Source organism: Stenotrophomonas sp. SORGH_AS_0321, assembly GCF_031453215.1.
In the GTDB taxonomy this organism is placed as follows: Bacteria; Pseudomonadota; Gammaproteobacteria; order Xanthomonadales; family Xanthomonadaceae; genus Stenotrophomonas; species Stenotrophomonas chelatiphaga.
Genome location: NZ_JAVIZG010000001.1, coordinates 3,883,208 through 3,904,728 on the forward strand (window position 1 = coordinate 3,883,208; position 21,521 = coordinate 3,904,728).

Genomic DNA, 21,521 nt, shown 5'->3' on the forward strand with positions numbered 1-21,521 from the left:
AGTGACGGCCGCTGGCCGTCATGCATCCGCGCTCCTGGAGGCTGACGACCGTGCTCCTGGTGGGTGACGACCGTTGGTCGTCACGGCTCTCCAAGGTGAAACCGAATTCAATCGCCCGCCCGCTCAACTTCAGTACGGTCATCGGCGCGACGCGCGCGTTGGGTGTGGAGCTTCGGGTGAACGTCGGCGCAAGGTAGATAGCTGCCGGGACCAGATCAGCACGGTGGCCATTGCCGTCTCACGCGTCTCTACAATCCCCCCATGTCTATCGAACTCCGCCATCTCCGCTACTTCCTCGCCGTGGCCGACACCCTGCACTTCGGCCAGGCCGCCGAGCGGCTCGGCATGTCACAGCCACCGCTTAGCCAGCAGATCCGTCAGCTGGAACAACTGCTCGGCGCGCAGCTGTTCGTGCGCAGCCATCGGCGTGTGCAGCTGACCGAAGCCGGTGCGCTGCTGCAGGCGAAGGCCCGCGCGATCCTGCAGCAGGTGGACGCGGCCGTGGACGAGGTGCAGCGGGTGCAGCGCGGCGAGCAGGGCGAGCTGCACATCGGCCTGACCCGCGCCACGCCGCTGGTGCCGCAGATTCCTCGCGCCATCTTCGGTTACCGCGAGCGTTTCCCGCAGGTGCGCTTGCAGCTGCGCGAGATGAACACCCTGCAGCAGATCGATGCGCTGCTGGAAAACCGGCTGGATGTGGGCATCATCCGCAAGCGTGTGCTGCCACCGGAACTGGTGGCGCACAGCCTGTTCACCGATCCGCTGGCGCTGGTGCTGCATCGCGACCACCCTGCGCTGCGCGGGCGTGATCCGGCCCGCGCGGTGCTGCCGTTGCAGCAGTTCGCGCACGAACCGTTCGTCGGCTTCCACCGCAGCGTCGGCGCCGGCATCCACGACCAGATGATCGCGCTGTGCGCGGCGGCGGGGTTCACGCCGCGCATCGTGCAGGAGGCCGGCGAGGCGTCCACGCTGATCAGCCTGGCAGCAGCGGGATTGGGCGCGGCGATTTTGCCTTCGTCATGCGACCACATCCAGATCGAGGGCGCGTGCTTCGTGGCGCTGGGCGATCAGGGTGCGCATTCGGAAGTGCAGCTGGTGTGGCGACGGGAAGGGGTGACGCCGTTGATCCGCAATTTCACCGCGCTGCTGCAGGCGGAGTTCGGTCGGTAGTGACGGCCGCTGGCCGTCAACCACGTTCAACCGCCGGTGCGATTGACGGCCAGCGGCCGTCACTACCTTTCAAAGCGGGCGGCGCCACAGGCTCCAGGCGATACCTGCACCGATAAGGGTAAGTACGCCGGTGAACGCACATACGCCGACCCAATCCCACGCGGTGTAGGCCAGTCCGCCCACCGCGCCCAGCACGCTGGAACCCAGGTAGTACGAGAACAGATACAGCGCGGATGCTTCAGCACGGATCGCGCCGGCACGGCTGCCGACCCAACTGCTGGCCACCGAATGGCCGCCGAAGAAGCCGAACGTCACCAGCGCGATGCCGATCGCCATCGTCCACAGCCACGGCATCACCAGCAGCACGATGCCGGCGATGATCAGGGCGTAGCTGATCGACAGCACGCGGCCGCGGCCATGGCGGATCGCCTGCTGGCCCATCCACGCCGAACTGAACGTGCCTACCAGGTACACGCTGAAGATCAATCCGACCACGGTCTGGCTGAGGCGATAGGGCGGTGCCAGCAGGTGGTAGCCCAGGTAGTTGTAGGTGGTGACGAACACGCCCATCAGCAGGAACGCGGTGGCGAACAGCCACGGCAGGCCGGGATCGGCGAACAGCTGGCGCCAGCGTGAGGGCAGTTGGCGCAGCCCACCGCGACGGCTCTGGAAGTGCCGCGAGGGCGGCAGCTGCATCCACAGCAGCAGGGTGCTGGCGACGGCGATCAGCGATACCACGCCGATGCCCCAGCGCCAGCCCCAGTGGTCGGCGATGATGCCGGCGATCAAGCGCCCGCTCATGCCGCCCACCGCGTTGCCGCCGATGTACAGGCCCATCGCCAAGCCCATCGCGCGGCTGTCCATTTCCTCCACCAGATAGGTCATCGCCACCGCCGGTACGCCGCTCAACGCCACGCCGAGCAGCGCGCGCAGCACCAGCATCGTGGTCCAGTCGGTCACCAACGCGCTGGCAGCGGACAGCACGGTGGAGGCCAGCAGCGCGGTGATCATCACATTGCGGCGTCCGACGCGGTCGGACACCAGGCCGGCGATCAGCATCATCACCGCCAGCAGGCCGGTGCTGAGCGACAGCGCCAGTGCGCTGTTGGCGGCGGACACGCCGAAGTGACGGCTGAACTCGGGCAGCAGCGGCTGCACGGTGTACAGCAGGCCGAAGGTGGAGAAACCAGCCAGGAACAGCGCCACCGCGGTACGCCGGAACGCGGGCGTGCCTTGTTCGATGTGGGTGGCGGCCGCCGGGGTGCCGGTCGGCGTGTCGAGGGGGATGCGGCGCTCAAGGGCGGCCGCGGTATCGCCGTTCATGGGATCGGGATGGCCGGGGGAGACGGCCGGGGTGTGGGGGTGGTATCAGGCTATCCCCCTGCATCGAGTCGATCCATAACCTGATGGGTACGGATTGATATGTCTGGCGTATGGATGGCAGCGAAAGCGCAACGGCTGACGACCAGTGGTCGTCACTACCGAGCCCTCATTCGCTCGCCGTCACAGGTTCAGCCACTCCAAGCCTTCGCCGCGGCGGTAGTAGACGGCCACGGCTTTGCCGTAGACCTTGTCGACGTCGACGAAGCCGAAGAAGCGGCCGTCGAAGCTGTTGCCGCGATGGTCGCCCATGACCAGCAGCTTGCCGGCCGGCACCACCACGCCATCCACGTCCGGGCCGCCGCCCATGTCCAGGCCAAGCTGCGCGGTGCGGGTGCCGAACTGTTCGGCGGCGGGGTTGCCGGCCTGCTGCAGCGGCTGGCCATTGATGCTGAGATGGCCGCTGCGCACGTCCACCCGGTCACCCGCCACGGCCACCACGCGCTTGATCAGCCGGGTGCCATCGGCGGGGGAATCGAACACCGCCACTTCGCCACGCTGCGGCGTACCCACGTCCATCAGCGCGTGCTGGGTGAACGGCAGGCGCAGGCCATACGCGCGCATGTCCACCACCACGCGGTCACCCGGTTCCAGGGTGGGCTGCATCGAACCGCTGGGCACCACGTAATGGTTGGCCAAGGTGTCGCGCGCGGCGGCCAGCAGGCCAAGCATCACCAGCAGCGGCAGGGCTTCCTTCTTCAACCAGTGCAGGGCGCGCTGGGTAACGGGGGGGCGGGCGATGGCATCCATGGCGAAGCTCCGGGAGGTGTTGGGGGTAAGACCGTAGGAAGGGCGGTTCGGTTCCATGCGGCTGCAAAAGAGGGGTCAGAGTCCGGGGTCAGAGTCCGGACTCTGACCCCGGACTCTACGGAGACTTAACGCGCGGTCGCGGCGCGCGCCATGGCGACTTTATGGGCGCTGCGCGCATCGTGTGCCTACCGCGCCTGGGGCGCTTTCTGGTAGGTGTTGCATGACCATCCTGGTGATCCGCCACGCGGCTGCATCGCAGCCACTGCCGGTGCTGCCCGCGCAGCTGGCCGGCCATCGCGTGCTGTGTACGTCCTGCACGACCTTGGCCGGCGTGCGTGAATGCCTGTGCGAGCCGCAAGCCCTGCGGGCAGATTGGGTGGTGCTGGATGTCGGCACGGCGGACGACGCGCAATGGGATGGCGAATCGGCGGCGCTGGGGACGGCGCTGGAACGCCTTCCGGCGCCCTACATCGAGCTGCAGGGTGCGCGTGACCCGGGGTTGGAAATCCGCCTGAAACTGCAGCATGCACCGGCTGCGGTGGTGGTGGACCAGCGTGGGCAGGAGGCGGGCTATCCGCTGTCGTTGGCCATCGTGGGCCACCGCCTGGCGCAGGGAGGCTGAACCATGTCGATCTTCATCATCCGTGGCCCGGAAGCATCCGGTGCGCTGGTCCGCACCGCCGAGCCGCTGCCTGCGCTGGTGCTGAAAACGCTGGTGCACCGCGCGGTGGATGCCGGTACCAGCGTGGCGATCCGTGCCTGCGGGTCCGAACAGGAACTGCTGGATGCGCTGCGCGTGGCCGACCATGCGCGCGGTGAGGTGACGCTGCTGGATCCGGGTGCCTGCGCGCACAGCATGCGCCTGCAGCGGTTGTTGCCGCACCTGCATAACGCCTATGTGGAAGTGCACGACGACGGTGCGGTGGCCGAGCCGTGGTTGCCCGATGGCATCGGCCAGCGATTGGGTATCGCGGCCGGTTACGGGGCGCAGAGCTATGTGCTGGCGCTGGACATCGCGCTGGATCACCTGGGCCTGGCCGAGCGCGCCGAGCGCGTGCACGTGGGAACCTGAGTGCTGGCGGCGTCTGCGGGATGCGTCGGGGAAGGGGTCAGACAAAAAGGACTCTGACCCCGTCAGACACCCCGTCAGGCACCCCGGCACACGCAACGGAAAACGGCGGGGTTTCCCCCGCCGTTCGTTCAACTCACTTCAGGCCGCGGAACTCGAGCAGCGGTTCCACCGACGGGTCCTTGCCGCGGAAATCGCGGTAGAGCTGGCTCAGCTCCACGCTGTTGCCGCGAGAGAGCACCTTGTCACGGAACTGCTGGCCGTTGGCGGCGGTCAGGCCACCGTTCTCCTTGAACCACTGGAAGGCATCGTGGTCCAGCACTTCAGCCCAGAAATAGGCGTAGTAGCCGGCCGAATAACCGCCACCCCAGATATGGTCGAAGTAGCTGGTGCGGTAACGCGGCGGCACCTGCGCCAGGTCCACGTTGAACTTCTTCAACGCCGCCGCTTCGAACTTGCCCACGTCCTGCAGCGGTGCATCGGCCTTCTGGGTGTGCCAGGCCAGGTCGAGCAGCGCCGCCGACAGGTATTCGGTGGTGGCATAGCCCTGGTTGAAGCTGCGGGCCTTGAGGATCTTGTCGACCAGTTCCTGCGGCATCGGCTCGCCGGTCTTGTAGTTCTTGGCGTAGTTGGCGAACACCTTCGGGTCCAGCGCCCAGTGTTCGTTGAACTGCGAGGGGAACTCGACGAAATCGCGCGAGGTGGCGGTGCCGGCGATCGACGGGTACTTCACGTTGGAGAACATGCCGTGCAGCGCGTGGCCGAACTCATGGAACAGCGTGGTGACGTCGTCGAAGCTCAGCAGCGCCGGCTGGCCCGCGGCCGGCTTGGTGAAGTTGCACACGTTGTAGACCACCGGCTTGGCACCGGTCAGGCCGTCCTGTTCGACGAACACGTCCATCCAGGCGCCGCCGGACTTGCTGTCACGCTTGAAATAGTCGGTGTAGAACAGCGCCAGCGAGGTACCGTCCTTGTCGAACACCTCGTACACCTTCATGTCCGCGTGGTAGGTCGGGATGTCGGTACGCGGCTTGAAGGTGATGCCGTACAGCTGGGTGGCGGCGTAGAAGACGCCGTTCTGCAGCACGTTGTCCAGTTCGAAATACGGCTTGATCTGCGATTCGTCCAGGTCGTACTTCGCCTTGCGCACCTGCTCGGCGTAGAAGTCCCAGTCCGACGCGGCCAGCTTGAAGGCGCCGGTCTTTGCATCCGGATGCTGCGCGTCGATGACCTTCTGGATGTCCGCGGCTTCTGCGCGTGCCTTGGCGGTGGCGGCCGGCACGGTGTCGGTCAGCAGCTTCAGCGCAGCGGCCGGGGTCTTGGCCATCTGGTCGCCGAGGTTGTAATCGGCGTAGGTGGCGAAGCCGAGCAGCTTGGCCTTCTGCGCACGCAGCTGGGCCAGGCGCTGCACGGTCTGCTGGGTGTCGTTGGCATCGCCGCGCTGGGCGCGGGTTTCCGATGCTTCCAGCACGGCGGCGCGCTGTTCGCGGTTGCTCAGCGAACCGAGCACCGGCTGCTGGGTGGTGTTCTGCAGCGGCAGCAGGAACTTGCCTTCCAGCTTGCGCGCGGTGGCATCGGCGGCGGCGGTGTTGATCGCATCTTCGCTCAGGCCGGCCAGCTTGGCCTTGTCATCCACCACCACGGCGGCGGCGGCAGTGGCCGCGACCAGGCGGGTGTGGAACTGCGTGGACAGCGTGGTTTCTTCCACGTTGAGCTTGCGCAGGCTGGCCTTGTCGGCGTCGTTGAGCTGGGCGCCGGCGCGCACCAGGCCATCGTAGTAATGCTCCACCAGGCGCGTCTGCACCGGATCCAGGCCCAGCGAGGCGCGCTGGTCGTACAGCGATTTCACCCGGGCGAACAGCTTCGGGTCCAGGCTGATCTCGTCCTGGTGGGCGGCCAGCTTCGGCGCCACTTCTTCCTGGATCTTCTGCCGCGCATCGTTGGTATCGGCCTGCACCAGGCCGAAGAAGATGCGCGAGACGCGGGTCAGCGTTTCACCGCCCCGCTCCATCGGGACGATGGTGTTGTCGAAGGTGGCCGGCTCGCTCGAATCGGCGATGGCGCGGACTTCGGCCAGGTGCTGGCGCATGCCTTCTTCGAAGGCCGGCAGGTAATCGCTGTCCTGGATCTTGTCGAACGGCGGCGCCTGGAACGGCAGCGTGCTCGCGCTCAGCAGCGGATTGGTGGAGGCATCGGCCGGCTGCTGGACCGGGGCGTTCTGGGCTTCGGACACGGGGGTGGACTCCTTGCCGGAACAGGCAGCCAGCGCCAGGCTGATGGCGGCGGCCAGGATGACGGTACGCGACATGCAAAAGGCTCCTAGAGGGGCGATCGGGACCGACCGCCAGCCTTCCAGCCTACTCCCACGGCGCTGGGGCGGCATGTGCCGGACGTGGCGCCTGCGCTGCCGCGCTGTGGCCGCTCAGACCGTGCCGCGGGTCTTGCCGATCCACGGCCGGTAGTACTCGCGGATGCTGGCCATGTCGGCGGCATCGTTGCCGGTGGCATGGAACAGCGGCCCGAAGCCGATGGTCTTGTCCGGGTAGTGGAAGTACGCGGCCAGGATCGGCACGTCGGCCATCCGCGCGATCTTCAGGAAGCCGGCCTTCCAGTGGGTCACCTTCTTGCGGGTGCCTTCCGGGGTGATGGCGTACCACATCTTTTCCGAACGGCGGATCACCGCCACCGCCTGTTCCACCGTGCCCTGCGGCGAGCTGCGGTCCAGCGGGATCACCCCCAGCTTGCGCAGCAGCGGGCCCAGCGGCCACCAGAACAGCGAGGCCTTGCCCAGCACGCGCACGTCCAGGCCCAGCGCCAGCTTCACCGCCATGCCCCAGTACCCATCCCAGTTGGACGAATGCGGGGCGATGATCATCACTACCTTGGGCACGTCGGGCAGGGTGCCGACCACCTTCCAGCCGCGCAGGCGCAGTGCGCTGCGCGCGATCCAGCGGATGAAGGCATTCGGCTTGACCTGCGGCATGTTCGGCGGCACGGGTGGCAGCAGCGGCGAAGGATGGTTCAAGGCTTACTCCCAGTTGCGGGTTGTGCGGCCGCGCTTGACCTGCGCGCGGCCTTTCTTGGCGTCCAGGCGACGCAGGGTCGACCCGTAGGTTGGTTTGGTGGCCTTGCGTGGCTTGGGCACGCTCAGCCCTGCCCGGATGAACTCGGCCAGCCGCTCGCGCGCATCCTCGCGATTGCGGTCCTGGGTACGGAAACGCTGCGCGTCGATGACCAGCACGCCTTCGCCGGTCACGCGCCGGTCGCGGCGCACCAGCAGGCGCGCACGCAATGGCTCGGGCAGCGACGGCGAGCCGGCCAGGTCGAAACGCAGCTCCACCGCCGTCGATACCTTGTTGACGTTCTGGCCGCCGGCGCCACTGGCACGCACGAACCGCTCGACGAGTTCATCGTCGGGGATCACAAGCTGCGCGGAGATGACGACTGGACCAATACCCATGGGCGCATTGTAACGGTAGCCGGTGACGGTTGGCTGTCGGTATCGCGAGCCGTTCCACCGCGATCAGGTCCCCAACACGTCGCCTTCGCCAACGCGGGCGGTATGCTGGCGGCATCATCCCCGAAGGACGTCCGCATGATCCGCATTTCCCGCCGCCTGCACCGCACCGCCCTGCTGCTGGCGCTTGCCCTTGCGTCCGTTCCTGCGCTGGCCGCACCGCCCACCGATGGGGACATCAACCGCCTGCTGTCGGCCTCGCGCGCGCAGGCCATGCTGGATTCGATGCTGCCGCAGATCGAGACCATGCAGCGCCAGCAGTTCGAGCAGGTCACCCAGCAGCGCCAGCTGACCCCGCAGCAGCAGGAGCAGCTGCAGCGGATCCAGGCGCGCACCGCGCAGACGCTGCGCCAGGCGCTGTCCTGGCAGCAGCTGCGGCCGATGTACGTGGATCTGTACAAGCAGACCTTCAGCAAGGAAGACGTGCTGGCGATGGCCGAGTTCTACGAGAGTTCGGCCGGGCAGAGCCTGCTCGACAAGACCCCGGCGCTGATGCAGAACGTGATGGTGGCCATCCAGGCGCGCATGCAGCCGCTGTTCGCGGACCTGCAGAAGGACCTGGAAGCGATCGTCAACGAGCCGACGAAGAAGTAACGGTGGAGTGGGTGGAGAGGCGTGACGGCCAGCGGCCGTCACTACCTTGGCCCGCTGCCCTTACCTGGCGGGCTTCACCGGGTTGCCGTCGGCATCGATGATGCTTACCTCGCCCAGCTTCAGCGCGCGCACCGGCGCTTCGGTCTGCTTCAGGTCACCGACCACCACCCAGGTCAGCGATTCCGGCTTGATCGCCGATGCTGCTTCCTGCACCTGCGCCGGGGTCATCGCCTCGATGGCCGCCTTGCGCTGGAACACGTAGTCATCCGGGCGCTGGAACTGCACCAGGCTGCCGATCGTGCCCAGCACCGAACTGGCCGTTTCATACGCACCCGGCAGGCTCAGGGTCTGGATGTTGCGGATGCGCTGCACTTCGGCCGCGGTCGCCGGCTTCTGGCCAGCAGCGAACTCGGCGATTTCCTTGCGCATTTCCGCCAGCGCCGGACCGGTCTTGTCGATCTGCACCGGGGCCATCGCCATCCACGGCCGCTGGCCGACGGTGTTGCTGGCACTGCTGCGGGCACCGTAGGACCAGTGCTTTTCCTCGCGCAGGTTCATGTTCAGGCGCGAGGTGAAGTCGCCGCCCAGCACGCCGTTGGCGATGTCGAAGCGGACCGAACCCGGATCCACCGAAGACGGCACCACCTGGCCGGCGAACAGGTTCGCCTGCACAGCGCCGGGCTGGTCGATCAGGAACACGCGCGGGGCGGTTGGCACGGCAACATCCACGGCCGCCTTGACCTTCGGTGCCGGGCCTTCGCTCTTCCAGTCGCCCAGCTGGCGGTTCAACAGCGGCACGATTTCCTTCAGCGTGGTGTCACCGACCACGATCAGGGTGCCCTCTTCCGGGCGCAGCCAGTCGCGGTGGAAATCGACCAGCTCATCGCGGGTCAGGCTGGCGATTGCCGCCTCGTCACCGCTGCCGGTGAACGGAATCGCATACGGGTGGCCCTTGCCGTACAGCAGCGGCGGCAGCACGCGCATCGCCGATGCGGTGGGGTTGGCTTTTTCCTGCGCGATGCCGGCGATCCAGCTGCCCTTGACCCGGTCGATCTCGGACTGGTCGAAGCGCGGCTGGCGCAGCAGCGTGGCGTACAGGCCGAGCGACGGCGCCAGGTTTTCCTTCAGCGCGGACAGGTCCACGGTGCTGAAATCCAGACCGGCCGATGCACTCAGGTCCGCGCCCAGGGCGTCGGCGGCGTCGGCGAAGGCCAGCGAGCCGAGCTTGCCGGCGCCTTCGGTCATCAGCCCCATGGCGAAGTTGGCGGTGCCCGGCTTGCGGTCCTGGTCGGCACTGAAGCCACCCGGGAACTGATAGCTGAACTGCACCACCGGGATTTCATGGCGCTCTGCCAGGATCACCCGCGTACCGTTCTTCAGCGTGGCGCGCTGCAGCTCGGGGAACTTCAGTTCGGGGAACTGCCGGGTCTGCGGCACGCCGGTGCCACGGTCCACCTGCGCCGGCAGCGTGGTGTACTTCGGATCCACCGCCGGCAGTTCGAACGGCTTCGGGCTCTGCGATGCTTCTTCTTCCAGCGCCACGCGCTGGCCCGGTTCCACCACCAGGGTGTGGCTGCCGGTACCCAGCCACTTGCCGCCCACCGCGCGCAGGTCGGCCACGCTGGCACCATCGATGTGCTTCAGTGAATCGCGGAAGCAGCCCGGGTCACCGGTATAGACAGTGCATTCGGCCAGCGCGTCGGCCTTGCCGCCGAAGCCGCCGATGCGTTCGATGCCGCGGATGAAGCTGGCACGGAAGGCGGTCTTGGCGCGGCTCAGTTCATCGGCCGACGGGCCTTCGGCAACCAGGCGATCGATCTCTTCGTCGATGATCGCTTCCACCCGGGCCGGGTCGACGCCCTGCTTCACCGTGGCCATCACCATGAAGTTGGAGCCGAGCTGCGAGGCATAGGCGCCTGCACTGATGTTGTCCACCAGCTTCTCTTCGTGCTCCAGGCGCTTGGCCAGGCGCGATGACTTCGCCCCGCCGAGCACCTGGCCCAGCAGCTGCAGCTCGTCGATGTCACGGGTACCGACCTGGGCCACGTTCCAGGCACGGTAGATGCGCACCTGCGGCACCTTGTCGGTCATCACTTCGCGGCTGTCGGCGGCACGCTGCGCCACGTCCACCTTCGGCTGCGCCATGCTCGGGCCGGCCGGGATGCTGCCGAAATACTTCGCCGCCTTTTCCTTCGCCGTGGCCAGGTCGATGTCGCCGGCCAGCACCAGCACCGCGTTGTTGGGGCCGTACCAGGTCCGGAACCAGGTCTTGACGTCATCCAGCGAGGCCGCGTTGAGGTCGTTCATCGAGCCGATGACGCTGTGGTGGTACGGGTGGCCCTTCGGATACAGCGCGCGGTTGAGCTGGGTCCACACCTGTCCATACGGCTGGTTTTCGCCCTGGCGCTTTTCGTTCTGCACCACGCCGCGCTGCTCGTCCAGCGCGGCCTGGTCGATCGCACCGAGCAGGTGGCCCATGCGGTCGGACTCCATCCACAGCGCCATGTCCAGCGCGGTGGTGGGCACGTTTTCAAAGTAGTTGGTGCGGTCGGTGTTGGTGGTGCCGTTCTGGCCGGTGGCACCGACCTGCTTGAAGGGTTCGAAGTACTCGCCGTCGTGGTTTTCGCTGCGCTGGAACATCAGGTGTTCAAACAGATGCGCAAAACCGGTGCGGCCGGCCGGCTCGTCCTTGCTGCCCACGTGGTACCAGACGTTGACGGCCACGATCGGCGCCTTGCGGTCGGTGTGCACCACCACGCGCAGGCCGTTGGGCAGGGTGAACTGCTCGAACGGAATGTCGACCTTGGCTGCCGCTGCCGGCTTGGCCATCAGGGGCGCAGGCGCCAGGCCGCCCAGCGCGGTGGCGAGGGCTACGGCAAGCAGCGCAGTGCGCGGGCGCAGTGGGGAGGGCATTCCGGATCCTTGTCATTCAGGTGGTGCCCGATCCTACCGTGTGCACCGGCCCACCAGCATCGGCCAAGCGTCACAGGCCAGAAGCGACCCGTCCCCATCGAATTCCGCAGCGGCAGCCCGCGTCCGCGTGGACGGCTGCGGACGAGTGTCCGGACACCGGACACGCCCCTAGTTTTCAACTCATTGAATTACTTACGTAAAAACTTGGCACGACGATTGCTCCCTCTATCCCGTGGCACGAAGCGAACCGAACTAATATGACTGGTCGCTGAACAAAGCCGGGAAATCGAACAATCTCCTTGCAAGCCCAGTTTTGGTGTACTACCTTACTACCACACCACCGCCCACACACACTAAACAGGTTCCGCCATGAACACCAAGATCCTCGCCATCACCATTGCCCTGATCGCCGGTAACGCGGTTGTTTCGCCGGTGCAGGCCGCCCCGTCCATCGGCACCCTGCAGACCGTGCAGGTGCGCCCGGACGCCGAACAGCTGGCCCAGCAGGCCTGGGAGCAGGCCAGCGGCATCCCGACCCTGACCGCGGTGCAGGTGCGCCCGAGCGCCGATCAGCTGGCCGGCATCGACGGTCAGGCCGTCGCCGCTTCCACCGCGATGCCGATCACCACCCTGGCCGCAGTGGAAGTCCGCCCGAGCCTGGAACAGAAGGTCGCCCTGGCGGCTGAACTGCAGGCCGAGCGCTACACCGTTGCGCTGGCCAATGCGGCCACCACGTTTGCCAGCAACGTCATCGTCAATCTGCCGGTGGTGCACGTGCGCCCGACCCAGACCGACCTGCAGGCGCTGGCGCTGGAAACCGCTTCGGTCCTGGTTGGCAAGTGAGTACGCCGCGCATGCCGACCGCCACGGCAGGTCATCCGAAACATCCCTGAACGCCGGGTCCCCTTACCCGCAAGGACCCGGCAGGCCGCCGAGCACCGCGCCGCGCATTACACTGCGTCGATGAGCCAGGTCCCCACGTTCCACGTCGTGCTGTTCCAGCCCGAAATACCGCCCAACACGGGCAATGTCATCCGTCTTTGCGCCAACACCGGCGCGCACCTGCACCTGGTCGAACCCTTGGGTTTTGCACTGGACGACAAGCAGCTCAAGCGCGCCGGCCTGGATTACCACGAGTATTCCCGCCTGCATGTGCACCCGGACCTGGATACGGCATTGGCCCGCATCGCACCGAACCGTCTGTTTGCCCTGAGTACCCGCGCCAGCGTCCGCCATGACAGCGTGCCGTTCGAAGACGGCGATGCCTTCCTGTTCGGTCCGGAAAGCCGCGGCCTGCCGCAGGATGTACTGGATACGCTGCCCGATGGCCGCCGCCTGCGCCTGCCGATGCGGCCGGGCAACCGCAGCCTCAACCTGTCCAACACGGTGGCGGTGGTGATGTACGAAGCGTGGCGCCAGCACGGGTTCGCCGGCGGGGCGTGAGGGTGGGTCGAACGGGTTGGACCCCCTCGCGGGTGGCTGTTGTTTGAAGCCGCGGCTGGGGGTGGGCCGGGCGGTGGGGCTGGTCGGGGGACGGCAAAAGCTGCGTCCATGCGGGCCTCGTTTCGCGCCATCCATGGCGCTCAACGCCCCCGCCCAGCCCCACCGCCCGGCCCTCTGACAGGTTCCGGTGGCCGCCGCCCGCGTAATGAAAAAAAGGAAAAGCGGTAGCGCCGACCCATGGTCGGCGGCAACCATCAGACCCTCCTCCCCCAAGATCCGCCGACCATGGGTCGGCGCTACCGAAGGCTCCATGGCCGCCATGGACCCGCCCCACCAACGCAAGAATTCTGCCGCTTTTGCGGAAAAACTCAGAACGCAGTGAGGCCGGTGAGTTCGCGGCCTATCACCAGCTGGTGCACCGTCTCGGTGCCTTCGTAGGTGATCACCGATTCCAGGTTGAGCGCATGCCGGATCGCGGCGTGCTCGGTGGTGATCCCCGCCGCACCCAGCAGGTCACGGCATTCGCGTGCGATGTCGATCGCCATCCGGCAGTTGTTCCACTTGGCCAGGCTTACCTGCTGCGGCTGCAACCTGCCCTCCTCCTTCAGCCGCCCCAACTGCAGGGCCAGCAGCTGCGCACCGGTGATCCGGCGGGCCATGTCGGCCAGCTTGATCTGCGCACTCTGGGTGGCCGCCAGCGGCCGGCCGAACAGTTCGCGTTGGCCGGCATACGCCAGCACCTCGCGCAGGCAGGCGATGGCCGCGCCGATCGGACCCCAGCTGATGCCGAACCGCGCCTGGTTCAGGCAGCCCAGCGGCCCCTTCATGCCCACCACGCCCGCCAACCGGTTGGCCTCCGGCACCTGCACCTGGTCGAAGAACAAGGCACCCGTGGACGACGCACGCAGGCTCATCTTGCGGCCGATCTCCTGCACGCTGAAGCCTTCCATGCCGCGTTCCAGCACGAAGCCCTGCACGCCGTCTTCGGTCTGCGCCCAGACGATGGCCAGATCGGCGATGGGCGCGTTGGTGATCCACATCTTGCTGCCGTCCAGGCGCCACTGGTCACCCTCGCGTACCGCACGCGTCTTCATGCTTGAAGGATCCGATCCGCCGTGCGCTTCGGTCAGGCCGAAGCAGCCGATCCGTTCACCGCGGGCCATCGCCGGCAGCCACCGCAGCCGCTGCGCTTCGCTGCCATAGGCGAAGATCGGATGCATGCACAGCGAACTCTGCACGGACACGAAACTGCGCAGGCCGGAATCGCCGCGCTCCAGTTCCTGGCAGATCAGCCCGTAGGCCACCGCGTCCATCCCACCGCCGCCATACGCCGGCGGCAGCGTCGCCCCGAGCAGCCCCAGCGACGCGATCTCCGGCACCAGTTCAGCGGGAAAACGCGCCTGGTCGAAGCAGTCGCCGATGATCGGCAGCACGCGCTGGTCGACGAAGCGCGCCACGCTGTCCTGCACCGCGCGCTCTTCGTCGCTGAGCAGGGAACGGACATCGAACAGGTCGCAGGGATCAAGTCGCATCGGATGCACCAGGTGGGGCGGAATCGCGGTCATTGTGGTGGGGGCGGGGGCGCGGCGTCGAGGACGGCAGGCGCTTCGCGTACCAGCTGCCCGTTCATCCGCGTGCTCCCGCGCAGCCACGCCGGCACCCGCGATGCGGCCGCATCCAGCTGCTGTACGCGCGAGACCTCCCCCCGGCGTGCCAGCGTCCATTGCCGGCCGATGGTGCAGTTGACCTGGCCGTCGCCGAAGTCGCCGATCAGATCGTGCCCGCCCACCACCCGGTCCGGATTGTGCAGCGCATGCAGGCTGCGCATCTGCTGATCAGCCAGCCGCGCGGCGCGCTCGCCGGCTTCGGCGGGGGCGATGCCCTGCCCGGCAAGCGCCTGGCCATGCATTGCGGCCAGTTTGTCCCGCCATGAACGTCGCGCGCGACGTGCGATGCCTGGATCACGGGCGCGGGGGTCGAAGCGTGCGCGTGCGCCGAGGTATTCCTCCACCGTCAGCGCGTTGAGGCCTGCCTGCTGCCCGGCCAGCTGACGATCCAGTTCGTTGTACTTGCCGTGATCGAGTTTCTGCGGGGAGAAAACCAGCCGCAGGCAGCTCATGCCGGCACCGGCGAGGCAATCGGCCACGCGCGCCAGGACCCACGCCAGGGCACAGTGCGCCGGGGTGGCAGGGGCACGCCGTAGCAGGTTGTCTCGCGCCGCCAGCGGATCCATGCGGCCCGGCACCGCGTAGAACCCTGATGCGTCGCGGACCTGCCGGCGTGACATCGCGCATTCCTCTCGTCCCACTGTCCGCCACAGCGTAGGAATAAGTGGTTGTTTCATTGGGCGATGGCCTGCTCATAACGCGCATCGTTCAAGAGAAACAATGGAAGCGACCATCGATGTCGATGCGCGCTATATCGGACCGCGTCAACGGTTCGCGTGCGACGCAGTGCGCCTGCTGCATTGCAGCATCCAGCACCCGCCGGACGCGTCCCGTGGCCGGTGCAGCCCACATCGCGCCGGGCAACTGGCCGATCCGTCGGCCAGCCGTTAACCTGATGGATTCAAACACCCGTTTCGCCGTGGCAGCACGTGCGTTATTCCAGGCAACCACCGCCCCGCAGCACGGCGGTCTACCCAAGAGTCAGGTCATCCATGAGCGCAGAAGCCACCGAACTGCCCCCACGCGAAGTGATGGAATTCGATGTCGTCGTCGTCGGCGCCGGCCCCGCCGGCCTGGCCACGGCGATCCGCCTGCGCCAGCGCGCCATCGAAGCCGGCAGCGAGCTGTCGGTGTGCGTACTGGAAAAAGGCTCCGAACCGGGCGCACACCTGCTGTCCGGCGCGGTGATGGACCCCCGTGCGCTGGCCGAACTGTTCCCCGACTGGGCCGAGCGCGGCGCGCCGTTGAAGCAGAAAGTCACCCGCGACGAATTCCTGTTCCTCAGTGAAACCGGCGCGCGCACCACGCCCAAGCCGCTGTTGCCGGAATGCTTCCACAACGAAGGCAACTACATCGTCAGCCTGGGCGAAGTGGGCCGCTGGCTGGCCCAGCAGGCCGAAGCGCTGGAGGTGGCGATCTTCCCCGGCTTCGCCGCCGCCGAAGTGCTGTACGGCGGGAATGGTGAAGTCATCGGCGTGGCCACCGGCGACATGGGCATCGAAAAAGACGGTCGGCATGGCCCGAACTACGAGCGCGGCATGGAACTGCTGGCCAAGTACACCGTCTTCGCCGAAGGCGCGCGCGGTCACCTCGGCCGCCAGCTGATCGCCCGCTTCAAGCTGGACGAAGGCCGCGATCCGCAGGCTTACGGCATCGGCATCAAGGAGCTGTGGCAGATCGATCCGGCAAAGCACGAACCGGGCCTGGTGGTGCATGCGGCAGGCTGGCCGTTGGACGGCAGCACCTACGGTGGCGCATTCCTGTACCACGCCGAAGGCGGCAAGGTCTCCATCGGCTACGTGGTCGGGCTGGATTACAGGAACCCGTGGCTGAGCCCGTTCGAAGAGTTCCAGCGCTTCAAGACCCATCCCGCCATCCGCACGCACCTGGAAGGCGGCAAGCGCATCGGCTACGGCGCACGTGCGATCACCGCCGGTGGCCTGCTGTCGCTGCCGAAAACCGTGTTCCCCGGCGGTGCGCTGGTCGGCTGCGAAGCCGGCTACCTCAATGCCAGCCGCATCAAGGGCAGCCACGCGGCGCTGAAGACCGGCATGCTGGCCGCCGACGCGGCCTTCGATGCAATTGCGGCCGGCCGCCAGCACGATGAGCTCAGTGCCTATCCGCAGGCCTTCGAATCCAGCTGGCTGCATGCCGAGCTGCAGCAGTCGAAGAACTTCAAGCAATGGTTCAAGAAGGGCCAGGCGGTGGCCACGCTGATGACCGGCATCGAGCAATGGCTGCTGCCCAAGCTGGGCATCCGCAACGCGCCGTGGACGCTGCGCCACAGCACCCCGGACCACGCCTGCCTGGAGCCGGCGGCACAGCACACGAAGATCGATTATCCCAAGCCGGATGGCGTGCTGACCTTCGACAAGCTGAGCTCGGTGTTCCTGAGCAGCACCCACCATGCCGAAGACCAGCCCAGCCACCTGACGCTGAAGGACGCCAGCATCCCGGTGCAGGTCAACCTGGCAGAATACGCCGGGCCGGAAGCGCGCTACTGCCCGGCCGGGGTGTACGAATTCGTCGGCGGCGAGGGCGACAAGCGCCTGCAGATCAACGCGCAGAACTGCGTGCACTGCAAGACCTGCGACATCAAGGATCCGACCCAGAACATCGTCTGGGTCACCCCGCAGGGTGGCGGCGGCCCGAACTACGCCGGCATGTGATCCGACGATGCGGATCCTGCTGCTGTTGGCCAGCGTCGCGCTGCTGGGCGCCTGTCATGCCGCTGCGCCGCAGGATCCGGCGCAGGCCGCCGCGTTCGAACGCGAGCGCGCCTTCGCCATCTGCGCCGGCTGCCACACCGTGCACGCCGGCGGCATCAACCGCTACGGCCCGAACCTGCACGGCGTGTTCGGACGGCGCGCAGGCAGCCTGGCCGGCTATGCCTACTCCGATGGCATGCGTGCAGCGGACATCGTGTGGAGCGAACAGACCCTGGACGCCTTCCTGCGCTCACCCGCTGCCAGTGTTCCGGGAACGCGCATGTACAACGCGTTCCCGGATCCGCAACGGCGCCGGCTGGTCATCGAATACCTGCAGCAGAACGCACGCTAGGCGCCGGTAGCGCCCACCGGCGAAGCAGGCAGCCAGCGCAGCAGGCACTGCCGCAGCTGTGCCAGCGACAAGGGCTTGGTCAGCACCTCATCCATGCCCGCTTCACGGCAACGCCGCAGGTCCTGCTCCAGCAGGCTGGCGGTCAATGCCACCACCGGCAGGCGCGCAGCGCCCTGGCGCTGTTCGCGCTCGCGCAGCAGGCGGGTGAACGCGTAGCCATCCATCACCGGCATGCGGCAATCGCTGATCACCATGTCGAACGCGGAGGCCGCCAGCAGCTCCAGTCCTTCCCGGCCATCGGCCGCAACGGCGTGCGATACGCCCAGCTGCTGCAGCCGCCAGGCCATCATCGCCTGCGCGGTCGGGTGGTCTTCCACCACCAGCACCCGTGCCGTGCGCAGGTGCACCGGCAGCGGCGGCACGCTGCCCGGACCCGGCACCGCGGCCACCACGTCGTCATCGCTGGCCACCGGCAACGGCAGCAGCACGTCGACCTCGGTTCCCTTGCCGGCCACGCTGTGCACCAGCAGCCGCCCGCCCATCAGCTGCACCAGGCGCTGGCACAGCGTCAGTCCCAGGCCGATGCCACCGGGATGGTGCGGGGCGGCGGCATCAACGTCGGCGAAGGGCTGGAACAGGGCCTGCAGCTGCTGCGGCTGCATGCCGATGCCGGTGTCGATGACCTGCAGGCGCAGTTCCTGCAGGCTCGGCGAACTGCCTTCCAGCACCTCCGCACGCAGCACCACCTCCCCTTCCCGGGTGAAAGCGATGGCGTTGTCCAGCAGGTTTTCCAGCACCTGGCGCAAGCGCAGCCCATCCACTTCGTGGGTGGCCGCCAGCCGCACGTCACACCTCCAGCCGCAGGCCCAGGCCCTTGGCCGCCGCCTGCGGTGCATGACGCTGCTGCAGCGATTCCAGCAGCGGCCGCAGCGGCATCGGCAACGGATCCAGGCGCAGCGCACCGGCATCCATCTTGGCGTAGTCCAGGATGTCGTCCAGCATCTGCCGCAGCGCCTGGGCGGCGGACTCCGCTTCCTCCACCTGGGTGCGCTGGGCGGGCTGCAGGGCCGTATGCGCGAGCATCTCCAGCATGCCCAGCACGCCGCTCATGGGGGTGCGGATTTCATGGCTCATGGTCGCCAGGAAGCGGGCCTTCGCCTCGGCCGCCTGCTCGGCCGCGGCCATCGCCGCTTCCAGTGCATCGGCCTGCGCGCGCGCCTCGCTGATGTCCACCCAGTAGCCGCTCCAGGTGACCGTACCGGCATCGGCTGCATACGGCTGGGCCTGGCTGCGCACCCAGCGCGGCGACCCCGGCATGCCGGTGGTGCGGAACTCGAGTTCGAACGGCAGGAAGTCGCGCGCGGCGCGCTCGATGGACGCCTGCACGTCCGCCACGTCGCGCACGTCGATGGTCTCCAGCAGGGCCTGCGCCGAGGCCATCGCCTGCTGCGGGTCGATGCCGAACAGGGGCTGCATGTCGCCGGCCACGTAGGGAAAATCGAGACCGCCATCGGCTGTCCGACGCATCTGGTAGACGACCGCCGGCAGGTTGCGGGTAACATCGGCCAGGCGCTGTTCCAGTTGTCGACGGCTGGTCACTTCGCGCTGCAGCCGCCAGTAACCCACCAGGTGCACCAGCAACGCGGTCAGCAGCACCAGGGCGAGCGGAATTCCCCAGCGCGCCAGCGCACGCCAGTCGCTGCCGCCCTGGTAGGCCACGGCCAGCCAGTCATTGCGCAGTGCCTCGCGTTCGCGCGGGCCCATTTCCTGCAGCAGGCGATCGAACCGCGTCGCCAGGCCGGCGTGTTCGCGCTTCACCGCCAACGACAGGTCATCGTCGAAGCCGGCCGGTGCGGCCACCTGCAACTGACCGGGAAAGCGCTCGCGCAGCAGCCGGTCGACGATCGCCAGGTTGCCGATGTAGGCCTGTGCTTCGCCGTCGAGCAATCGCTGCAGGGCCTGCTCGGCGCTGCGTGCCGCAAGGATGCGCGCCTCCGGCGCACGCTGCAGCACCGGCAGCCGCAGCCGCTCCGGATCAGACAGCAGCACGCGCTTGCCGGACAGGTCATCCATGTCCAGCACGGTGCCGCTGCCGGGCCCGGTCACGATGACATTGGGCATGCTGATGAAGGGTTGGCTGAACACCCAGCCTTCGCCCAGGTAACGGGAATCATTCGGCACCCCCATAACCGCATCGATACTGCCGCGACGCATTTTCTCGCGCAGGTCGAACCAGTCGTGGCTGGGTTCGGGGGTGAGCGTGGCGCCGGCCTGGCGCAGCCGCTGCAGGTACTCGCTCGCCAGCCCCGCAGGCCGTCCATCGGCATCGGCAAAGGACAGCGGTGCGGCATTCGGGGCGAAACCGGTACGCAGCGGCGTGGACAGCGCGCGGCGCTCCACCTGGTCCAATGCCTGCCGCGCCGGCGCAGACCATACCGGCACGCGCAGCCAGCGCGCGGCAATACCCGCACGCACCGATGCCGGCTGCCGCGCCATCGCCTGGTCCAGCGCCTCCAGCAGCGCCGGCCTGGATGGGGACACGCCGAAGTGCAGCGCGTCCAGGTCCATGTCGATCGGCCGCAGCAGCGCGATGCCTTGCAGGGCGTTGTCGTGGATCAGCTGATTGGCCACGTAGGCGTTGCCGATGAACACATCGGCCTGCTGCTGCGCCACCATCCGCAGCGCATCCAGCGTGTGCGGCGCAGCCAGCTGCCGCGCGGCGGGAAAACGGGTGCGGATCTGCGCCTGGGTCAGGAAGTCCTGCTCGCTCACCACGCGCAGGCCCGCCAGGTCCGGATCATTGGACGCGCGCAGGTCATCGCTGCGCCCCACCACGGCCAGCGGCGCAGTCGCATACGACGTGCTGTAGGCCAGGCAGCGGCTCGGCGCGGCACTGGGCGACACGTTCATCACCACGTCGATGTCACCGCGGCAGGCGGCTTCCAGCACCTGCGGCCAGTTGGGATAACGACGATAGTCCAGCGTCACGCCCATCCGTGTCGCAAGATCAGCCAGCGTGTCCGGGCCCAGCCCGCGCACCCGGTCCCCTTCGACGAACTCGAAGGGCGGCCAGCCGCTGTCGTAGACCCCCACCGACAGCACCGCGTGGGGCCGGGAATCCGACGCTGCGTCGGCGCGCGGCGCAGGGGGCGTGGCCCATGCCGTCGCAGGCAACAGCGACAACAGCACGCCCATGCCGCATCCTCGGCAGTGAGCCAGGATCGTGCGCACCAGGTTCGCTCTCCTTAGAATAGGGATATCGTCGATGCCTGCTTCCCACCCAACCCATGTCACCCGGGGCCATACTAGAGCATGACGCTTCGCATCATCATCGCTGACGACCACCCGGTGGTTCGCATCGGCGCCCGGTCGGTCATCCACGGCAGCGGCGTCGGCGAAGTCGTGGCCGAGGCCGCCACCGCGCAGGACCTGCTGGCCTACCTGTCCACCCACCCGTGCGATGTGCTGGTCACCGACTATTCGATGCCGGACAGCACCGTGCCGGATGGCTTTGCGATGATCAGCATGATCCGTCGACGCTATCCGCTGTTGCCGGTACTGATGCTCAGCGTGTCCAGCAACCTGGCGATCCTGCGCATGGTGCGCGACGCCGGCGTGCTGGGACTGGTGGACAAGGGATCGTCGATGGACGAACTGCCCGTCGCCATCCGCACGGTTCACCGCGGCCTGCCCTACGTCAGCCTGTCGTTGAAGGAACGCGTGGAAGCAGCCGGCAGCAGCGCGATTGTGGAAGGCGAAGGCCGCCCGCTGTCACCGCGCGAAGTGGAGGTGCTGCGCCTGCTTGGCAAGGGCATGACGGTCAAGGACATCGCCACGCTGCTGCATCGCAGTGCCAGCACCATCAGCCGCCAGAAGGGCGATGCGATGCTCAAGCTGGGGCTGAACAGCGATGCGCAGTTGTTCGATTACCTGCGCAACGGCCAGCTGTAGTCCCGCT

General features: G+C 67.5%; 19 protein-coding genes. 9 read left to right on the forward strand and 10 right to left on the reverse strand.

Annotated elements, in window-relative coordinates; translation table 11 throughout:
* The first annotated feature begins 261 nt into the window (after positions 1-261).
* Complete coding sequence (locus tag QE373_RS17535) at positions 262-1,170, forward strand: LysR substrate-binding domain-containing protein (protein WP_309689052.1); 909 nt, start codon at positions 262-264, stop codon at positions 1,168-1,170.
* 69 nt (positions 1,171-1,239) lie between these two features.
* Here QE373_RS17535 and QE373_RS17540 read toward each other — a convergent pair whose 3' ends face one another.
* Positions 1,240-2,493, reverse strand: coding sequence for an MFS transporter (locus QE373_RS17540; RefSeq protein ID WP_309689054.1), 1,254 nt, complete (start codon positions 2,491-2,493; stop codon positions 1,240-1,242).
* 180 nt (positions 2,494-2,673) lie between these two features.
* Positions 2,674-3,300: a signal peptidase I gene (gene lepB / locus QE373_RS17545; RefSeq protein WP_309689057.1), complete on the reverse strand. Its 627-nt coding sequence runs from the start codon at positions 3,298-3,300 to the stop codon at positions 2,674-2,676.
* A 220-nt stretch (positions 3,301-3,520) separates the two neighbouring features.
* Between lepB and QE373_RS17550 the strand changes: the two genes are divergently transcribed.
* Both QE373_RS17550 and QE373_RS17555 read left to right on the forward strand, forming a co-directional pair.
* Positions 3,521-3,922, forward strand: coding sequence for a hypothetical protein (locus QE373_RS17550; protein WP_057509256.1), 402 nt, complete (start codon positions 3,521-3,523; stop codon positions 3,920-3,922).
* A gap of 3 nt (positions 3,923-3,925) precedes the next feature.
* A complete protein-coding gene (locus tag QE373_RS17555; protein ID WP_309689061.1) occupies positions 3,926-4,372 on the forward strand; it encodes a 3-dehydroquinate dehydratase in 447 nt (148 codons plus the stop codon).
* A gap of 133 nt (positions 4,373-4,505) precedes the next feature.
* On the opposite strand, the gene dcp is transcribed toward QE373_RS17555, so the two are convergent.
* The 3 genes from dcp to arfB form a co-directional block, all read right to left on the reverse strand.
* Positions 4,506-6,677: a peptidyl-dipeptidase Dcp gene (gene dcp, locus QE373_RS17560; RefSeq protein ID WP_309689063.1), complete on the reverse strand. Its 2,172-nt coding sequence runs from the start codon at positions 6,675-6,677 to the stop codon at positions 4,506-4,508.
* A gap of 114 nt (positions 6,678-6,791) precedes the next feature.
* Positions 6,792-7,352, reverse strand: coding sequence for a lysophospholipid acyltransferase family protein (locus QE373_RS17565; protein WP_182656626.1), 561 nt, complete (start codon positions 7,350-7,352; stop codon positions 6,792-6,794).
* Between the two features lie 45 nt (positions 7,353-7,397).
* Positions 7,398-7,829 carry an alternative ribosome rescue aminoacyl-tRNA hydrolase ArfB gene (gene arfB, locus QE373_RS17570; protein ID WP_042614237.1) on the reverse strand — a complete coding sequence of 144 codons (432 nt, stop codon included), beginning with the start codon at positions 7,827-7,829 and terminating at the stop codon, positions 7,398-7,400.
* Positions 7,830-7,964: 135 nt separating this feature from the next.
* On the opposite strand from arfB, the gene QE373_RS17575 reads away from it, so the two are divergent.
* Positions 7,965-8,480 (forward strand): DUF2059 domain-containing protein, encoded by a 516-nt coding sequence (locus tag QE373_RS17575; protein WP_101101505.1) that lies wholly within the window; start codon positions 7,965-7,967, stop codon positions 8,478-8,480.
* Between the two features lie 60 nt (positions 8,481-8,540).
* Here QE373_RS17575 and QE373_RS17580 read toward each other — a convergent pair whose 3' ends face one another.
* Complete coding sequence (locus QE373_RS17580; protein WP_309689069.1) at positions 8,541-11,393, reverse strand: pitrilysin family protein; 2,853 nt, start codon at positions 11,391-11,393, stop codon at positions 8,541-8,543.
* 369 nt (positions 11,394-11,762) lie between these two features.
* On the opposite strand from QE373_RS17580, the gene QE373_RS17585 reads away from it, so the two are divergent.
* Both QE373_RS17585 and QE373_RS17590 read left to right on the forward strand, forming a co-directional pair.
* Positions 11,763-12,236, forward strand: a complete 474-nt coding sequence (locus QE373_RS17585; RefSeq protein ID WP_309689071.1) for a hypothetical protein — start codon at positions 11,763-11,765, stop codon at positions 12,234-12,236.
* Between the two features lie 120 nt (positions 12,237-12,356).
* Entirely contained in the window at positions 12,357-12,836 is a 480-nt protein-coding gene (locus tag QE373_RS17590; protein WP_309689078.1) for a tRNA (cytidine(34)-2'-O)-methyltransferase, read from the forward strand.
* A gap of 368 nt (positions 12,837-13,204) precedes the next feature.
* On the opposite strand, the gene QE373_RS17595 is transcribed toward QE373_RS17590, so the two are convergent.
* Positions 13,205-14,368 carry an acyl-CoA dehydrogenase family protein gene (locus tag QE373_RS17595; protein ID WP_309689080.1) on the reverse strand — a complete coding sequence of 388 codons (1,164 nt, stop codon included), beginning with the start codon at positions 14,366-14,368 and terminating at the stop codon, positions 13,205-13,207.
* A gap of 29 nt (positions 14,369-14,397) precedes the next feature.
* Entirely contained in the window at positions 14,398-15,123 is a 726-nt protein-coding gene (locus tag QE373_RS17600; protein ID WP_309689082.1) for a polymorphic toxin type 15 domain-containing protein, read from the reverse strand.
* Between the two features lie 372 nt (positions 15,124-15,495).
* Between QE373_RS17600 and QE373_RS17605 the strand changes: the two genes are divergently transcribed.
* Positions 15,496-17,172: an electron transfer flavoprotein-ubiquinone oxidoreductase gene (locus QE373_RS17605; RefSeq protein WP_057509211.1), complete on the forward strand. Its 1,677-nt coding sequence runs from the start codon at positions 15,496-15,498 to the stop codon at positions 17,170-17,172.
* A 7-nt stretch (positions 17,173-17,179) separates the two neighbouring features.
* Positions 17,180-17,563, forward strand: coding sequence for a c-type cytochrome (locus tag QE373_RS17610; protein WP_309689085.1), 384 nt, complete (start codon positions 17,180-17,182; stop codon positions 17,561-17,563).
* Here the strand turns inward: QE373_RS17610 and QE373_RS17615 are convergent.
* Both QE373_RS17615 and QE373_RS17620 read right to left on the reverse strand, forming a co-directional pair.
* Complete coding sequence (locus tag QE373_RS17615) at positions 17,560-18,408, reverse strand: ATP-binding protein (RefSeq protein WP_309689086.1); 849 nt, start codon at positions 18,406-18,408, stop codon at positions 17,560-17,562. The genes QE373_RS17610 and QE373_RS17615 overlap by 4 nt on opposite strands.
* A 1-nt stretch (position 18,409) precedes the next feature.
* Entirely contained in the window at positions 18,410-20,794 is a 2,385-nt protein-coding gene (locus QE373_RS17620; RefSeq protein ID WP_309689089.1) for a transporter substrate-binding domain-containing protein, read from the reverse strand.
* A gap of 81 nt (positions 20,795-20,875) precedes the next feature.
* Here QE373_RS17620 and QE373_RS17625 point away from each other — a divergent pair, with 81 nt between their 5' ends.
* The gene (locus tag QE373_RS17625) at positions 20,876-21,514 is read left to right on the forward strand and encodes a response regulator transcription factor (RefSeq protein WP_309689091.1); all 639 of its coding nucleotides are present in this window, start codon (positions 20,876-20,878) and stop codon (positions 21,512-21,514) included.
* The last annotated feature ends 7 nt before the right edge of the window (positions 21,515-21,521 follow it).